General features: G+C 63.4%; 12 protein-coding genes and 1 pseudogene. 7 read left to right on the forward strand and 6 right to left on the reverse strand.

Annotation, left to right across the window (positions count from 1 at the left end):
- Positions 1–354 precede the first annotated feature (354 nt).
- The gene (locus JV551A3_RS10255) at positions 355–1,701 is read right to left on the reverse strand and encodes a class II 3-deoxy-7-phosphoheptulonate synthase (protein WP_003247094.1); all 1,347 of its coding nucleotides are present in this window, start codon (positions 1,699–1,701) and stop codon (positions 355–357) included.
- A 116-nt stretch (positions 1,702–1,817) separates the two neighbouring features.
- On the opposite strand from JV551A3_RS10255, the gene JV551A3_RS10260 reads away from it, so the two are divergent.
- Both JV551A3_RS10260 and JV551A3_RS10265 read left to right on the forward strand, forming a co-directional pair.
- Positions 1,818–2,573 (forward strand): spermidine synthase, encoded by a 756-nt coding sequence (locus JV551A3_RS10260; protein ID WP_133970716.1) that lies wholly within the window; start codon positions 1,818–1,820, stop codon positions 2,571–2,573.
- A 395-nt stretch (positions 2,574–2,968) separates the two neighbouring features.
- Positions 2,969–4,682, forward strand: a pseudogene (locus tag JV551A3_RS10265) (DEAD/DEAH box helicase).
- 151 nt (positions 4,683–4,833) lie between these two features.
- Here the strand turns inward: JV551A3_RS10265 and JV551A3_RS10270 are convergent.
- Positions 4,834–5,601: a DODA-type extradiol aromatic ring-opening family dioxygenase gene (locus tag JV551A3_RS10270; RefSeq protein WP_133970717.1), complete on the reverse strand. Its 768-nt coding sequence runs from the start codon at positions 5,599–5,601 to the stop codon at positions 4,834–4,836.
- Between the two features lie 101 nt (positions 5,602–5,702).
- Between JV551A3_RS10270 and JV551A3_RS10275 the strand changes: the two genes are divergently transcribed.
- A complete protein-coding gene (locus JV551A3_RS10275) occupies positions 5,703–6,353 on the forward strand; it encodes a thiopurine S-methyltransferase (protein WP_133970718.1) in 651 nt (216 codons plus the stop codon).
- Between the two features lie 168 nt (positions 6,354–6,521).
- On the opposite strand, the gene htpX is transcribed toward JV551A3_RS10275, so the two are convergent.
- Positions 6,522–7,409: a protease HtpX gene (htpX, locus tag JV551A3_RS10280; RefSeq protein ID WP_003259721.1), complete on the reverse strand. Its 888-nt coding sequence runs from the start codon at positions 7,407–7,409 to the stop codon at positions 6,522–6,524.
- Positions 7,410–7,684: 275 nt separating this feature from the next.
- Positions 7,685–8,896 carry a pyridoxal phosphate-dependent aminotransferase gene (locus tag JV551A3_RS10285; protein ID WP_133970719.1) on the reverse strand — a complete coding sequence of 404 codons (1,212 nt, stop codon included), beginning with the start codon at positions 8,894–8,896 and terminating at the stop codon, positions 7,685–7,687.
- Positions 8,897–9,063: 167 nt separating this feature from the next.
- Between JV551A3_RS10285 and msrB the strand changes: the two genes are divergently transcribed.
- On the forward strand, positions 9,064–9,459 hold the full coding sequence (msrB, locus tag JV551A3_RS10290) for a peptide-methionine (R)-S-oxide reductase MsrB (RefSeq protein WP_112251862.1): 396 nt from the start codon (positions 9,064–9,066) through the stop codon (positions 9,457–9,459).
- Between the two features lie 13 nt (positions 9,460–9,472).
- Positions 9,473–9,961, forward strand: a complete 489-nt coding sequence (locus JV551A3_RS10295) for a glutathione peroxidase (RefSeq protein ID WP_133970720.1) — start codon at positions 9,473–9,475, stop codon at positions 9,959–9,961.
- On the opposite strand, the gene JV551A3_RS10300 is transcribed toward JV551A3_RS10295, so the two are convergent.
- Positions 9,951–12,308, reverse strand: coding sequence for a hybrid sensor histidine kinase/response regulator (locus tag JV551A3_RS10300; protein WP_133970721.1), 2,358 nt, complete (start codon positions 12,306–12,308; stop codon positions 9,951–9,953). The two genes, JV551A3_RS10295 and JV551A3_RS10300, sit on opposite strands and share 11 nt — an antisense overlap.
- Positions 12,309–12,507: 199 nt before the next feature.
- Here JV551A3_RS10300 and JV551A3_RS10305 point away from each other — a divergent pair, with 199 nt between their 5' ends.
- Together JV551A3_RS10305 and JV551A3_RS10310 are read left to right on the forward strand one after the other, a co-directional pair.
- Positions 12,508–13,395 carry an ATP-binding protein gene (locus tag JV551A3_RS10305; protein ID WP_112251865.1) on the forward strand — a complete coding sequence of 296 codons (888 nt, stop codon included), beginning with the start codon at positions 12,508–12,510 and terminating at the stop codon, positions 13,393–13,395.
- Positions 13,396–13,878 carry a GAF domain-containing protein gene (locus tag JV551A3_RS10310; RefSeq protein ID WP_003260813.1) on the forward strand — a complete coding sequence of 161 codons (483 nt, stop codon included), beginning with the start codon at positions 13,396–13,398 and terminating at the stop codon, positions 13,876–13,878.
- A gap of 129 nt (positions 13,879–14,007) precedes the next feature.
- Here the strand turns inward: JV551A3_RS10310 and JV551A3_RS10315 are convergent, their stop codons facing one another.
- Positions 14,008–14,775: a hypothetical protein gene (locus JV551A3_RS10315; RefSeq protein ID WP_133970722.1), complete on the reverse strand. Its 768-nt coding sequence runs from the start codon at positions 14,773–14,775 to the stop codon at positions 14,008–14,010.
- Positions 14,776–15,170: the final 395 nt, after the last annotated feature.

Below are 15,170 nucleotides of genomic sequence, written 5' to 3' on the forward strand. Positions count from 1 at the left end.
GCCAAAAAGCTTAAGCGCCGGTTTTGATAGGGCGAACAGTCCGTTTGCGATGGCGACGCTGGCTCACCCTTCCGCCCTTACGGCGGGGCCCTTTTTGTCGTGGCAAAAAGGAACCAAAAACCGTCCCCTCCCCTCATGCGGCCCCTACGCTGCGCTCCGGGGTCCCCTCGCTACGGGCCTGCTCCCGGGAGTACGCGCTGCAGGCCCCATCCATGGCGCCTCAGCGCTTGACGGGCATCTATGCCCGTCACCTCCCTCCGCAGTCCCTTCGCTCGGCCTCCTGAAGTCGCAATCGGCGGCGCCTGAACTATCGCGCGCTTAGAAGCAAGATCAAAAGCGAAAAGCGAAAAGCGCTCAGCGCCGCACCTGCTTGAGGGTTTCGGCAATCAGGAATGCCAGCTCCAGGGACTGGTCGGCATTCATGCGCGGGTCGCAGTGGGTGTGATACCGGTCGGACAGCGCATCTTCGGTGATCGGCCGGGCGCCGCCGATGCATTCGGTGACGTTCTGTCCGGTCATCTCGATGTGGATGCCGCCGGCATGGCTGCCCTCGGCCTGGTGCACCTGGAAGAACTGCTTCACCTCGTCCAGGATCTGCGCAAAGTCGCGGGTCTTGTAGCCGCTGCTGGCCTTTATGGTATTGCCGTGCATCGGGTCGGAACTCCACAACACCTTGCGCCCTTCGCGCTCGACGGTGCGGATCAGCCCCGGCAGGTGGTCGCCGACCTTGCCGGCGCCCATGCGCACGATCAGGTTCAGGCGCCCGGGGTCGTTGGCCGGGTTCAGCGTGTCGATCAGGCGAATCAGTTCTTCAGGGTTCATGCTCGGGCCAACCTTGACCCCGATCGGGTTGTGCACGCCGCGCAGGAACTCCACATGGGCACCGTCCAGCTGGCGGGTGCGGTCGCCGATCCACAGCATGTGCGCCGAGCAGTCGTAGTAATCACCGGTCAGGCTGTCCTGGCGCACGAAGGCTTCTTCATAATTCAGCAGCAGCGCTTCGTGGGCGGTGAAGAAGCTGGTTTCGCGCAGCTGTGGCGCGCTGTCCAGGCCGCAGGCACGCATGAATGCCAGGGTTTCGTCGATGCGGTTGGCCAGCTGGTGGTACTTGTCGGCCAGCGCCGAGTTGGCGATGAAGTCCAGGTTCCACTTGTGCACCTGGTGCAGGTCGGCAAACCCGCCCTGGGCGAAGGCGCGCAGCAGGTTGAGGCTGGCGGTGGCCTGGTGGTAGGCCTGCAGCAGGCGCTCCGGGTCGGGAATGCGGCTTTTCGCGTCGAAGCCGATGCCGTTGACGATGTCGCCACGGTAGGCGGGCAGGGTGATGTCGCCGATGGTTTCATCGCCCGACGAGCGCGGCTTGGCGAACTGCCCGGCCATGCGCCCGACCTTGACCACCGGGCAGCCGGCGGCGAAGGTCATGACAATGGCCATCTGCAGCAGCACCTTGAAGGTGTCGCGGATTTTAGCCGCCGAGAACTCGGCGAAGCTCTCGGCGCAGTCGCCACCCTGCAGCAGGAAAGCGCGGCCTTCGGTGACCTCGGCGAACTGCCGGCGCAACTCGCGTGCCTCGCCCGCGAACACCAGCGGCGGGTAGCTGGCCAGCGTCTGTTCGACCTTCAGCAGGTGCGCGGCATCGGGGTAGGTCGGTTGCTGCTGGATCGGCAGGGCGCGCCAGCTGTCGGGGCTCCACGGTTGGTTCATCTCGGGCTCGGTCTTGTCGGTTGTAGGCTATGGGCCATGGTAACAGTTGGCGCTGCGCTTGTTGCATCGAGGGTGTTGGCGGACAATGCGCGTTTTTGCGCGGGTGGGTGGTGAGCATGGCGGCGGAACGGCAAGAGCGGCTACTGGCACGGGTGGAGGACGCCTTTGGCGTCATCAGCGTGTATGAAGTCGACGACTACCGCTTTCTGGAGTTCGGCGATGCGATCGAGCAGAGCTGCGTGTTCACGGCCGACCCCAGCTGGCTGGAGTACGACTATACCCGGGCCATGCTGGTGGGCGCGTTGTGCCACGAGCAGCCGGAGAGCGCGCTGTTTCTCGGCCTGGGTGCCGGCACGCTGACCCAGGCCTGCATGAAGTTCCTGCCGCTGGACGATATCGAGGCCATCGAGCTGCGCCCGGACGTACCGCGTCTGGCCATGGAGTATCTGGGCCTGGACGACGACCCGCGGCTGTATGTACGCATCGGCGATGCCCTGGAGCTGTTGCCCACGGCCGAGAAGGCCGACCTGCTGTTCGTCGACCTGTACACCGACCATGGGCCGGGGGTGGGCCACCTGGCGTGGAACTTCCTGGAAAACTGCCAGCAACAGCTGAACCCGGGGGGGTGGCTGGTGATCAATCAGTGGGCCACCGACGACGGCAAGCCGCTGGGCGCGGCGTTGCTGCGCGGGTTGTACCACCGGCATTACTGGGAGCTGCCGGTGAAGGAGGGCAATGTGATCCTGCTGGTGCCGTCGGACCTGGAGCAGACACTGGACCTGGATGGGCTGAGGGCCCGTGCCGAGGCGCTGGCGCCGCGTCTGGGGTACAGCCTCGAGGGGCTGATCCGCGAGATCCGGCCGGCTACCTGAATACCGCGTCGCCTGATTCGCGGGTAAACCCGCTCCCACAGGGATATCATGGACCTGAGGGAAACGCTGTACCTGTGGGAGCGGGCGTGCCCGCGAATCAGGCGACGCGGTATCGCAGACTGGAATCGTTTCAGCCGCATATTGCTGATGGCCTGATACTGGCCGGACACCCTGAAAATATTCCTCACGTACCCGCACTATTTCGGGTATAGTACGCGCCGGTCTTTTAGCGGACCGCAAAATCAGGTGGTGCAAACCCTCCGAGTCCAGCTTCGGCTGCACGTCCGCTAGGCGGACTTTCCCACGTTTTCTTTTTCAATCGTTTTCGCAAATCCCCGCCGCCAAAGCTGCCTGGGTGACCTGTCGGTCTTTCATGGCTTGTGCAGCTTTGGAGCATGGGTCTTTGCGGATGCACCTAGAGGCAGACCCATGACCCAGGAAACCGGCGGCTTCGCCGCTCTCGATCTCAATCCGAATATTGTTGCTGCCGTTCTGGCGACCGGCTACGAAGAGCCGTCCGCCATTCAGCAACAATCGATCCCGATCATCCTCGCCGGTCACGACATGATCGGCCAGGCGCAGACTGGCACCGGCAAGACCGCTGCCTTCGCCCTGCCGATCCTCAACAAGATCGATGTGAGCAAGCGCGAACCGCAAGCCCTGATCCTGGCGCCAACCCGTGAGTTGGCGCTGCAAGTTGCTACCGCTTTCGAAACCTACGCCAAGCAGATGCCGGGCGTGAACGTGGTCGCCGTCTACGGTGGTGCCCCGATGGGCCCACAGCTGCGTGCGATCCGTAACGGCGCGCAAATCGTCGTGGCCACCCCGGGCCGCCTGTGCGACCACCTGCGTCGTGACGAAAAAGTCCTGTCGACCGTGCAGTACCTGGTACTGGACGAAGCCGACGAGATGCTCAAGCTGGGCTTCATGGACGACCTCGAAGTGATCTTCGATGCCATCCCGGCCAGCCGCCAGACCGTGCTGTTCTCCGCCACCCTGCCGTCGTCGATCCGCTCGATTGCTGAACGTCACCTGCGCGAACCCAAGCACGTCAAGATCCAGAGCAAGACCCAGACCGTTACCGCGATCGACCAGGCCCACCTGATGGTCCACGCCGACCAGAAAATCCCGGCTGTGCTGCGTCTGCTGGAAGTGGAAGAGTTCGACGCGCTGATCGCCTTCGTGCGTACCAAGCAAGCCACCCTGGACCTGGCCTCTGCGCTGGAAGCCAAGGGTTACAAGGCTGCCGCGCTGAACGGCGACATCGCCCAGAACCAGCGTGAGCGCGTGATCGACTCGCTCAAGGATGGCCGCCTGGACATCGTTGTCGCTACCGACGTCGCTGCCCGTGGCCTGGACGTACCGCGTATCACTCACGTGTTCAACGTCGATATGCCGTACGATCCGGAGTCCTACGTACACCGTATCGGCCGTACCGGCCGTGCCGGTCGCGAAGGCCGTGCACTGCTGCTGGTCACCCCGCGTGAGCGCCGCATGCTGCAGGTGATCGAGCGCGTAACCGGGCAGAAAGTTGCCGAAGCCCGCCTGCCGAATGCCCAGGCCGTGCTGGACGCCCGCATCAAGAAGCTGACCAACAGCCTGGCGCCGCTGGTAGCCGAAGCAGAAGCCACCCATGGTGACCTGTTCGACCGCCTGACCAACGACCTGGGTTGCAGTGCCCGCGCCCTTGCTTCGGCCCTGCTGCGCAAGGCCACCAATGGCCAGGCGCTGGACCTGGCTGCGGTAGAGCGTGAGCAGCCACTGGTGCCGAGCTTCGCCCCGCGTGGTGAGCGTACCGAGCGTGGTGAGCGTGGCGAGCGCCCTGAGCGTGGTGACCGCGAGCGTCGTGCGCCATTGCCGCTGGCTGAAGGCCGTGTGCGTTGCCGTACTGCCCTGGGTGCCCGTGACGGCATCGCTGCCAAGAACCTGCTGGGCGCGATCCTCAACGAAGGTGGCCTGGCCCGTGACGCCATCGGCCGCATCCAGGTGCGTGATAGCTTCAGCCTGGTCGAGCTGCCGGAAGATGGCCTTGAAAAGCTGCTGTCCAAGCTCAAGGACACCCGCGTGGCTGGCAAGCAGCTGAAGCTGCGTCGCTACCGCGAGGATTGATCCTGGCGCAATAAAAAAATCCCCGGCCTTGGCTGGGGATTTTTTTGCCTGTGCCGGCCCTTTCGCGGGTAAACCCGCTCCCACAGGTACAGTACAAGCCTTGAAATCTGTGGAGACCCTGTGGGAGCGGGCAAGCCCGCGAAGAGGCCCGTCAGCCGAACCGATAAATGTCCATCCCCAGTGCCCCCAAGGTGAACCCTTGGTGCACCACCCCGAACTTGCCGCCAGCCCCCAAGGCAAAGAACAGCGGCAGCAAATGTTCATCACTGGGATGGTTACGCACCGCAAACGGTGCCTGCTGCCGATAACCTAGCAACGCTTCCTGATCATCCGCCCTAAGCTTTTCAACCACCCAATCCCTGAATGCCAGCGCCCAAGGTTCGATCACATCCGGCCCGGCATGCCAGTCCAGCTCGCCCAGGTTATGGGTAATGCTGCCCGAACCAATCAGCAGCACACCCTCGCCACGCAACCCCGCCAGCGCCTGGCCCACCTTGACCTGCAGCGCCGGCCCCATGTGGCTGGGCAGTGAAACCTGCACCACCGGAATGCTCGCATCCGGGTACATCAGCGACAGCGGTACCCAGGCGCCATGGTCGAATGGCCGCTGCGCGTCCAGTCGGGCTGGCAGCCCGGCAGCCTGCAGCAGTTCACTGACTTGGCCGGCAAGGGTGGGGTCACCTGGCGCCGGGTATTGCACCGCATACAGCGCCGGTGGGAAGCCGTAGAAATCATGCCAGGTCTCTGGTCGTGTGCTGCCGGTAACCAGCAGTTCGCGGCTTTCCCAGTGCGCCGACACCACCACTATCGCTTTCGGCCGGGGCAAGGTGTTGGCCAGCCGTGCCAGCGCCGGCCCGCTGGCGCCGGGTTGCAGGGCAAGCATGGGGGAACCATGGGAAATGAACAGGCTGGGCAGCATGACGGGGTCCTGACGGTTAAGATGCAATCATCTTCGATCAACCACAGATCGAAATCCAAACCAACTTTTACCGACAAACCATCTAAAAATCGGGAGTGATCATGGAGCCAGCGTTCTGGCAGCAGCGGTGGGCCGACAACCAGATCGGCTTTCACCAGGCGCAGGTGAACCCTTATCTGCAGAAGTATTGGCCAACGCTTGGCCTGGTGCCGGGCAGCCGTGTGCTGGTGCCGTTGTGCGGCAAGAGCCTCGACCTGGCCTGGCTGGCCGGGCAGGGGTATCGCGTGTTGGGCGTAGAGCTGTCGCGGCGGGCGGTGGAGGCATTCTTCCGCGAGCATGGGCTACAGGCCGAGGTGGGGCAGCGGGGGGCTTTCGAGGTTTGGCGCAGCGGTGACGTAGAGCTCTGGTGTGGGGATATCTTTGCGTTGCAGGCAGAGGATATCGGGGACTGCTCGGGGCTTTATGACCGGGCTGCGGTGATTGCCTTGCCGCCGCAGATGCGTGGGGCTTACATGCAGCTGTTGTCGGGTTTGCTGCCGGTGAGTTGCCAGGGGGTGGTGGTGACTCTGGATTACGACCAGGCTTTGCTGGGCGGGCCGCCGTTTTCGGTTGGGGATGAAGAGCTGCGGAAGGGGTTTGCCGGCTGGCAGGTGGATGAGCTGGAGGTTGTCGAAGTGATTGAGGAGAGCCCGAAGTTTTTGCAGGCTGGGGTATCGAGTTTGCTGGAGCGGGTTTACCGCGTCAGCCGCTGACAAGTGTGTAGCCTGCACCGGCCCTTTCGCGGGTGAACCCGCTCCCACAGGAATACCACAGGCCTGAAGATTGCGGGATCCCTGTGTGAGCGGGTTTACCCGCGAAGAGGCCGGCACAGGTGTACAAAAAAGGGCGACCGAAGTCGCCCTTTCCGCTTACCGGTTGGATCAACCGCGACGGCGCAGGGCCTCGATACGGTCTTCCAGCGGCGGGTGGCTCATCAGCAGCCCGGCCAGGCCGTGCTTCAGGCCACCATTGATGCCGAAGGCCTTCATGGTGTCTGGCATGTGCACCGGCAGGCCTTGCTCCACGCGCAGGCGCTGCAGGGCGCCGATCATCGCCGCGGTACCGGCCAGCTGTGCGCCGGCTTCGTCGGCGCGGTATTCGCGGCGGCGCGAGAACCACATCACGATCATGCTGGCCAGAATGCCCAGGATCAGCTCGGCAACGATGGTCGCCACGTAGTAGGCAATGCCCTGGCCTTCTTCGTTCTTGAAGATCACCTTGTCGACGAAGTTGCCGATGATGCGCGCGAAGAACATCACGAAGGTGTTCACCACGCCCTGCACCAGCGCCAGGGTGACCATGTCGCCGTTGGCCACGTGGCCGATTTCGTGGGCCAGCACTGCGCGCACTTCATCGGGCGAGAAACGCTCCAGCAGGCCCTGGGACACGGCGACCAGTGCGTCGTTGCGGTTCCAGCCGGTGGCGAAGGCGTTGGCCTCGTATGCCGGGAAAATACCCACTTCGGGCATCTTGATGCCTGCTTCACGAGACAGCTCTTCGACCGTTTGCAGCAGCCACTGCTCGTGGCGGGTGCGCGGCTGGCTGATGATCTGGGTACCGGTGGTCATCTTCGCCATCCACTTGGAGATGAACAGCGAGACGAGGGAGCCGGCAAAACCGAACACGGCGCAGAACACCAGCAGGCTGCTGAGGTTCAGGTCGACCCCGTTGGCGGCCATGAACCCGTTGAAACCGAACAGGCTCAGGGTAATGCTTGCAACCAGCACCACCGCAAGGTTGGTGGCTACAAACAACAGAATGCGCATCATGGTTGTTACGTTCTCCTGACGGATGAGTTGTCGCTTACTGCGGGGTATATAAGGTGCCGGCCGTGCCGATTCAATCGGGCGACTATTTCAAACTGTGTACGGCGGAGTATGGCAGAGGATGGCGTGGGGGCTGTGGGATAGAGCGTTGCAGGATGTAAGAAACATCCTGTGGGGTTTTTGGGGCTGCGTTGCAGCCCATTCGCAGCACAAGGCTGCTCCTACAGGGGTATTCGTTCTCCTGTAGGAGCAGCCTTGTGCTGCGAAGAGGCCTTCACTTACTGCGAATAAGTCCGCAGGAAATTCCCGATCCGGCCAATCGCCGCCTCCAGGTCATCCACCCGCGGCAAGGTCACCACACGGAAGTGGTCCGGCCACGGCCAGTTGAACGCCGTCCCCTGAACGATCAGCAGCTTCTCCGACAGCAGCAGGTCAAGGGCGAACTTCTCGTCGTTGAGGATCGGGCACACTTTCGGGTCGATCCGCGGGAATGCATACAGCGCACCCATCGGCTTCACGCAGCTCACGCCCGGGATGTCGTTCAGCAGCTCGTAGGTGCGATTGCGCTGCTCCAGCAGGCGGCCTGGTGGCAGCACCAGGTCGTTGATGCTCTGGTAGCCGCCCAGCGCGGTCTGGATGGCATGCTGGGCCGGCACGTTGGCGCACAGGCGCATGTTGGCCAGCATGTCGATGCCTTCGATGTAGCTTTGCGCGTGGTGCTTGGGCCCGGAAATGATCAGCCAGCCGGAACGGAAGCCCGCCACCCGGTACGACTTGGACAGGCCGTTGAAGGTCAGGCACAGCAGGTCGGGGGCCAGCGAGGCGGTGCTGATGTGCACGGCTTCGTCGTACAGGATCTTGTCGTAGATCTCGTCGGAGAACACCACCAGGTTGTGCTGGCGGGCCAGTTCCAGCATGCCCAGCAGCAGTTCTTTGGAGTACACCGCGCCGGTCGGGTTGTTCGGGTTGATGATCACCAGGGCCTTGGTGTTCGGGGTGATCTTGGCCTTGATGTCCTCAAGGTCGGGGAACCAGTCGGCCTGCTCGTCGCACAGGTAGTGCACCGGCTTGCCACCGGCCAGGCTCACGGCGGCGGTCCACAGCGGGTAGTCGGGGGCCGGGATCAGCACTTCGTCGCCGTTGTTGAGCAGCGCCTGCATCGACATGACGATCAGTTCGGACACGCCATTGCCGAGGTAGATGTCCTCGATGGTGACGCCTTCGATGCCCTTTTGCTGGCAGTACTGCATCACCGCCTTGCGCGCGCTGAACAGGCCCTTGGAATCGCTGTAGCCCTGCGCGGTGGGCAGGTTGCGGATCACATCCTGGAGGATTTCGTCAGGCGCCTCGAAGCCAAACGGCGCCGGGTTGCCGATGTTCAGCTTGAGGATGCGGTGGCCTTCCTCCTCCAGGCGTTTGGCGTGCTTGAGCACTGGGCCGCGAATGTCGTAGCAGACATTGGCGAGCTTGTTCGATTTGCTGAACTGCATGATGGGATCCCGATTGAGAAAACGCGCTACGCCCCGCCGAAAGGTTTGAAAGGGCAGGAAGCGGGTGCCAGACTGAACGCCTGGCACACGAAGCCAACTAATATACGTGCCACCCGCGCCCCGGAAAAGACGGTGCGCAGCGAAATTCAGCCTGCTGAGGTCCCTACATGCAAAAGATCGAGAAAACCCTGGAACAATGGCGGTCGATGCTCGACCCCGAGCAGTACCAGGTGTGCCGCCTCAAAGGCACCGAGCGGCCGTTCAGCGGCAAGTACAACAGCGAGCGCCGCGACGGCATCTACCATTGCATCTGCTGCGGCCTGCCACTGTTCGATGCGCAGACCAAGTTCGATTCCGGCTGCGGCTGGCCGAGCTTCTACGCACCCATCGAGGACAGCGCGATGATCGAGATCCGCGACACCTCCCACGGCATGATCCGCACCGAAGTCACCTGTGCCCGCTGCGATGCGCACCTGGGCCACGTGTTCCCCGACGGCCCGCCACCGACCGGCCTGCGCTACTGCATCAACTCGGTGTGCATCGACCTGCGCCCGCGCGACTGACCGGAGCCCGACCATGGCTGGATCGATACTGGACATCCCTTGCGTGACCCTGGGCGGCGAGCACAAGAAGCTCGGCGACTTCCCCGGCAAGGCGCTGCTGGTGGTCAATACCGCCAGCCAGTGCGGCTTTACTCCGCAGTACAAGGGCCTGGAGCAACTGTGGCAGGCCTATCGCGCACGCGGCCTGATGGTGCTGGGCTTCCCCTGCAACCAGTTCGGCAAGCAGGAGCCGGGCGATGCACGGGAAATTGCCCAGTTCTGCGAGCGCAACTTCGGCGTGAGTTTCCCGCTGTTTCGCAAGGTCGAGGTCAACGGCCCCGGCAGCCACCCGCTGTTCGCCGAGCTCAAACAACGCGCCCCGGGCATTCTGGGCAGCCAGAAGATCAAGTGGAATTTCACCAAGTTCCTGGTCGACCCGGCCTCTGGCCAGGTAACGCGCTACGCCCCCACCACCAAGCCGCAGGCCCTGGAAGCCGACATCGAGCGCCTGCTCAGCCGTTGAGGGGCACCCAGTGGTCGACCAGTGCCAGCAGCTCTTCGCGGCGGAACGGCTTGGCCAGGTAGTCGTTCATGCCCGCTGCCCGGCAGCGCTCGCGTTCTTCGGGCATGGCGTTGGCGGTGAGGGCGACGATCGGCAGGTCGGGCCAGCGGCCGCTCTGGCGGATGCGCCGGCTGGCCTCGTAGCCGTCCATCACCGGCATGTTGCAGTCCATCAGCACCAGGTCGAACTCGTCCTGTTCCAGTAGCTCCAGGGCCTCGGCGCCCTGGGTGGCCAGCTGCACCTGGCAGCCGAGCTTGGCCAGCATGCCCTTTGCCACCAGCTGGTTCACCGGGTTGTCCTCCACCAGCAGAATGCGCGCGCGGCCTTGCTCCAGGGTGATGGCTGGGGAGGCCAGCGGGTGTTCGGGCTCATGGCCCTGCAAGGTGCGGCGCAACGTCTGGTACAGGGCGTTGCGCGACAGCGGCCGGGCCAGTTGGTGCAGAGGAGCCAGGGCAACCGACTGTTCGCTGGGCAGGAAGTTGCCGTAGGCGGTCACCAGCAAGATCGGTGTTTTCAGCGCCGGGCGCAGTTCGAACAGTTGGTCCAGGCTGTCGGTGATCAGCAGGTCGATGGCCGAGGCGTCCAGCCCCGCGCTGCTGTCATGGCGCTGGTAGGCAAGGCCCCAGGCGGGCAGCAGGTCCTGCAACAGTTCATCGAGCCCGCTGCCGGCCGCGTTCAGCGCAGCCACATGCCCGTGCAACGGTGCTGGCGGGATGGCCTCGGTGTGCACGGGCAGCGGTAGCTCGGCGGTGAAGCGGCTGCCGAAACCCGGGTCGGACTTGATATGCAGGTGGCCCTGCATGGCCTTGCACAGGTTGCGCGTCAGCGCCAGGCCCAGGCCGGTACCGCCGTACTGGCGGGTAATGCCGGCACCGGCCTGGGTGAACGGCTGGAAGATCCGCGCCTGGGCTTCTTCGGGGATGCCGATGCCGGTGTCGCGCACTTCCAGACGCACACCGCCGACAATGGTCGTCAGCCGTACATCCACGCGGCCGAAGCGGGTGAACTTGAGGGCGTTGGACAGCAGGTTGCTGACGATCTGCCGTACCCGTGTGGGGTCGCCGAGTACGCTGCTGGGGAAGTCGCGGGCGATCAGGCAGGTCAGCTCCACGCTTTGCGCGGTGTTCTGCGACAGCAGGTTGGCGGTGTCCTCGACCATCGAGCCCATGTCGAACGGTATGCGCTCAAGCTCCAGCTGGCCGGCATCGAACTTGGACAGGTCGAGAATATCGTTGAGCAACTCCACCAGCACCTTGCCCGAGTCATGGGCAATCGCCAGTTGCTGGCGTTGCTCGCTGGGCAGCGGGCTGTCCAGGGCAAGGGCGATCATGCCGAGCATGCCGTTGAGCGGGGTACGGATTTCGTGGCTCATGTTGGCAAGGAAGGCGGCTCGCGCCTGGGCCATGTCCAGCGCCCGGCGGCGGGCTTCTTCCAGCTCCTGGTTGGACAGGCTCAGGCTGCTGTTGCTGGCCTTCAGCTCGTTGGTGCGTGCCGAGACGATATCTTCCAGTTCGTTGAGGTACTGGGTCAGGCGGTTTTCTGCGGTGCGCCGCTGCTCGATCTCGGTGGCCATGCTGACGAACTGCTGGTTGGCAACCCTCACCAGCACGCCGATCTCGTCGTGTTCGTGGCCGTGCGGGCAGGTCACGCGGGTTTGCCGGGGCTTGCGCGGGTCACTGCCACTGAGCGCGCCGATCACCGTCACCAGCGGCTTGGTCAGCATCATGTAGAACAGGGCCAGGAGGATGCCGGTCAGCACCAGGCTGCGGGCGAAACCGTTGAGCAGGGTGATGCCGGCACGGTCGAGAAAGCGGCTGCCGAAGGCATAGGTGTCTACCTCCAGGTACAGGGTGCCGAGGTATTCCTCGGGCATGTGGGTCAGGTACAGGCGTTCCTTGAACTGGCGCTGCTCGCCGAACAGGAAGTCGCTGAGCGGCCGGTAGCGGTCCTCCAGGCGCGGCCGTTCGACGTCGGCCAGCACTGTTTCGTTGTTGTCGATCAGCCGCGCACGAACGACCGCTGGTGATTCCAGCAGGCCGCGAGTCAGCTCCAGGGCCAGTTCCGAGTCGATGTTGTAGGCGATGCGCGACGCCGGGTTGTGGCTGATTTGCAGCAAGGCACGCACTTCACGGTTGATGGACGCGTCTTCGCTGGCATAATCGATGCCGATCTGGATGAGACTGAGCAATGTTCCCAGGATGAAGCCGACCAGGACTGTCAACCGGGCTTGCTTGTATGACAGGCGATTGGTGAACTTGATATCCATGTGTCCCGAGCCGGTTTCACGTCCCTTGCGCTGCGCAAGCATAGCCGAATAGCCCCGGCTGCTGGTGGGTCTGTCACACATTCAGCCTTGATTGTTCTACTGGCTGTGCCGGCCTCTTCGCGGCTAAAGCCGCTCCCACAGGTACATCACAGGTCTCAGGGCGGTGATAAACCTGTGGGAGCGGCTTTAGCCGCGAAGAGGCCGGCACAGCAGCCCCGAATCTGAATTTGCAGGAGCCCTGATGGACGCTCGCTTGATTGCTTTCCTGGACCGCGCCGAATCGGTACTGGCCCGCCTCGAACCCCTGTTGCCGGCCCAGCGCCCGGACATCGACTGGGCCACCACCCTGGCAGCGCGCTGGCAGCGCGATGGCCGTAGCGGCTACCTGCTGCCGCTGGAAGTCAGCCTGGATATCCGCCTCAGCGACCTGATCGGCGTCGACCAGCAGCGTGACCAGCTGGGCCGCAACACCCATCAGTTCATCAACGGCATGCCGGCCAACCATGCACTGCTGTGGGGCTCGCGCGGCACCGGCAAGTCGTCGCTGGTCCGCGCCCTGCTGGCCGAGCACGCAGGTGCCGGCCTGCGCCTGATCGAAATCGAGCGCGACCACCTGGCCGACCTGCCGCGTGTGGTCGAGCAGCTGCAGAAGTTGCCGCAGCGCTTCATCCTGTTCTGCGATGACCTCTCGTTCGAAGCCGGGGAGGGCGACTACCGGGTGCTCAAGAGCGTGCTCGACGGCTCGCTCGAGCAGGCCCCGGACAACGTGCTGCTGTACGCCACCTCCAACCGCCGCCACCTGGTGCCGGAGAAGGAGAGCGATAACGAAAACTGGAAGCGCGTCGACGGCGAGCTGCACCCCAGCGAAGCGGTGGAGGACAAGATTGCCCTGTCCGACCGTTTTGGCTTGTGGCTGTCGTTCTACCCCTTTACCCAGGAGCATTTCCTGAACGTGGTCGAGCATTGGATCGGCCAGCTCGCGCAAACTGCCGGCCTGGCCTGGCAGCGCAGCGAAGAACTCGACATCCTCGCCGTGCGCTGGGCCACCGGCCGCGGTAACCGTAATGGCCGTTGTGCCTATCAGTTCGCCCGCTACTGGGTCGGGCTGCAATTGCTGGAGCAAAAGTAAATGATCGACCTCAATGCCAGTGGCGCCGGCCTCGACGGCTACAACCTGCTGGCTGCGCAAGTGCAGGCGCTGTTTGCCGACGAGCGTGACTTCATCGCCAATGCCGCGCAGTTTTCGGCATTTCTTTATAACCAGGTGGACGACCTGAACTGGGCCGGGTTCTACCTCAATCGCAACGAAGAACTGGTGCTGGGCCCGTTCCAGGGCCAGGTGGCGTGCGTGCGGATCCCGTTCAGCAAGGGCGTGTGCGGAGCAGCTGCGGCCACCCGGCAGACCCAGCGGGTAGAGGATGTGCATGCGTTCCCGGGCCACATTGCCTGTGACAGTGCGTCCAACAGCGAGCTGGTGATCCCGCTGGTGAAGGAGGGCAGGTTGATTGGTGTGCTGGACCTGGACAGCCCGAAGCTTGGGCGCTTCAGTGAGGCGGATCAGGTGGGGCTGGAGCGGTTGGCGGCGATTTTTCTGGAGCTGACTGACTGCTGAGTGTTGTGGCGCCTGTGCCGGCCTCTTCGCGGCTAAAGCCGCTCCCACAGGGATTGCACCAGGCCTGAGAACGGTGCGGTCCCTGTGGGAGCGGCTTTAGCCGCGAAGAGGCCAGTACAGGTTAATGCATCAGTCGTACATCACTTTCTTCTTCCAGGTCTCTTCTTCATCGGTCTTGAGCCCCTGGGTCAGTTCATTCTGCTCATCCTCCGCCGGGGCCATGCGGTCCAGCACCTGGGCATTGGCCCGGGCCAGCAGCTTCTCCAGGTAGGTCAGCTGCTCTTCATACACCTTGGGCTCGGGCTGCTTGCGCAGGTACTGCACGCCGCGCTCGAAAGCCAGGCGCGCCTGGCCTGGCTGGTTCTTCTGCAGGGCCTGCTGGCCGAGGTTGTTGAAGAACTCGATATGCAGCAGCACCAAGATATGGCGGATTTCCTTGACCCATTGCTTGGCCTCCGGCGTGGGCAGGAAGCCCTCCTGGGCGGCGCGGGTCACCTGGTTGTGCAAAGCCTCGAGCAGGAAGCGCACATCCTTGGCCTTGATCTCGGTCTGGATCGGGTTGGGCGGGTTGTTCACCGGAATCTGCCCGCCTTGTGCAATCAGCGCCTCCAGTTCGGCTATACGCGCCTTGAATCCGGCGTTGTGCTTGTCCATCGCCAATTGACGCTGGTTCAGGTTGAGCTCCAGGCGGGTCAGCAGCAGCTTCAGCGCCGGGGTCATGAACTGGCCGGGGAAGGTCTCGGTGATTTCGCCACAACGGCGCAGGCGGTCGGCCAGCTCGACCTTCATCCGGGCGCGCTCGAGCTTGCCGTTTTCGACCACGTTGTTGAGGTAGCCGATCACGATCAGCAACGCGATACCCGCCACGATGAGCAGGGTGATCAGAAGTGGTGTCACCGTTAATGCCTCATTGAAGAAGAATTACACCCTTGAGTGTAGTGAGTTCGCCTGGAGACGAACAGCGGCTATATGCCTGCACTGGCCTCTTCGCGGCTAAAGCCGCTCCCACAGGTACATCACAGGCCTCAAGTGCAGTGATGTACCTGTGGGAGCGGCTTTAGCCGCGAAGAGGCCGGTACAGGCACCCCTCCATCTATATCGACACGCCGGCCCGCAACTGCACCCCGACCCACCCGGAAGTCATTGATTTAAATAAATTTCTACAAAGGGGTTGACGCCTGTACGAACCATCCATAGAATGCGCGCCACTTGCAGCGTAAAGCACACAGCGAAACGTCGCAGGGAGTGAAAGCAGGCAGTAATGCCAGCAGCGTGTCCCCTTCGTCTAGTGG

Source organism: Pseudomonas inefficax (genome assembly GCF_900277125.1).
GTDB lineage: Bacteria > Pseudomonadota > Gammaproteobacteria > Pseudomonadales > Pseudomonadaceae > Aquipseudomonas > Aquipseudomonas inefficax.

Excerpts from the sequence above, each read along its gene's own strand:
- JV551A3_RS10255 (WP_003247094.1), bottom strand. The coding sequence starts at position 1,701 with ATGAACCAACCGTGGAGCCCCGACAGCTGGCGCGCCCTGCCGATCCAG.
- JV551A3_RS10260 (WP_133970716.1), top strand. The coding sequence starts at position 1,818 with ATGGCGGCGGAACGGCAAGAGCGGCTACTGGCACGGGTGGAGGACGCC.
- JV551A3_RS10270 (WP_133970717.1), bottom strand. The coding sequence starts at position 5,601 with ATGCTGCCCAGCCTGTTCATTTCCCATGGTTCCCCCATGCTTGCCCTG.
- JV551A3_RS10275 (WP_133970718.1), top strand. The coding sequence starts at position 5,703 with ATGGAGCCAGCGTTCTGGCAGCAGCGGTGGGCCGACAACCAGATCGGC.
- htpX (WP_003259721.1), bottom strand. The coding sequence starts at position 7,409 with ATGATGCGCATTCTGTTGTTTGTAGCCACCAACCTTGCGGTGGTGCTG.
- JV551A3_RS10285 (WP_133970719.1), bottom strand. The coding sequence starts at position 8,896 with ATGCAGTTCAGCAAATCGAACAAGCTCGCCAATGTCTGCTACGACATT.
- msrB (WP_112251862.1), top strand. The coding sequence starts at position 9,064 with ATGCAAAAGATCGAGAAAACCCTGGAACAATGGCGGTCGATGCTCGAC.
- JV551A3_RS10295 (WP_133970720.1), top strand. The coding sequence starts at position 9,473 with ATGGCTGGATCGATACTGGACATCCCTTGCGTGACCCTGGGCGGCGAG.
- JV551A3_RS10300 (WP_133970721.1), bottom strand. The coding sequence starts at position 12,308 with ATGCTTGCGCAGCGCAAGGGACGTGAAACCGGCTCGGGACACATGGAT.
- JV551A3_RS10305 (WP_112251865.1), top strand. The coding sequence starts at position 12,508 with ATGGACGCTCGCTTGATTGCTTTCCTGGACCGCGCCGAATCGGTACTG.
- JV551A3_RS10310 (WP_003260813.1), top strand. The coding sequence starts at position 13,396 with ATGATCGACCTCAATGCCAGTGGCGCCGGCCTCGACGGCTACAACCTG.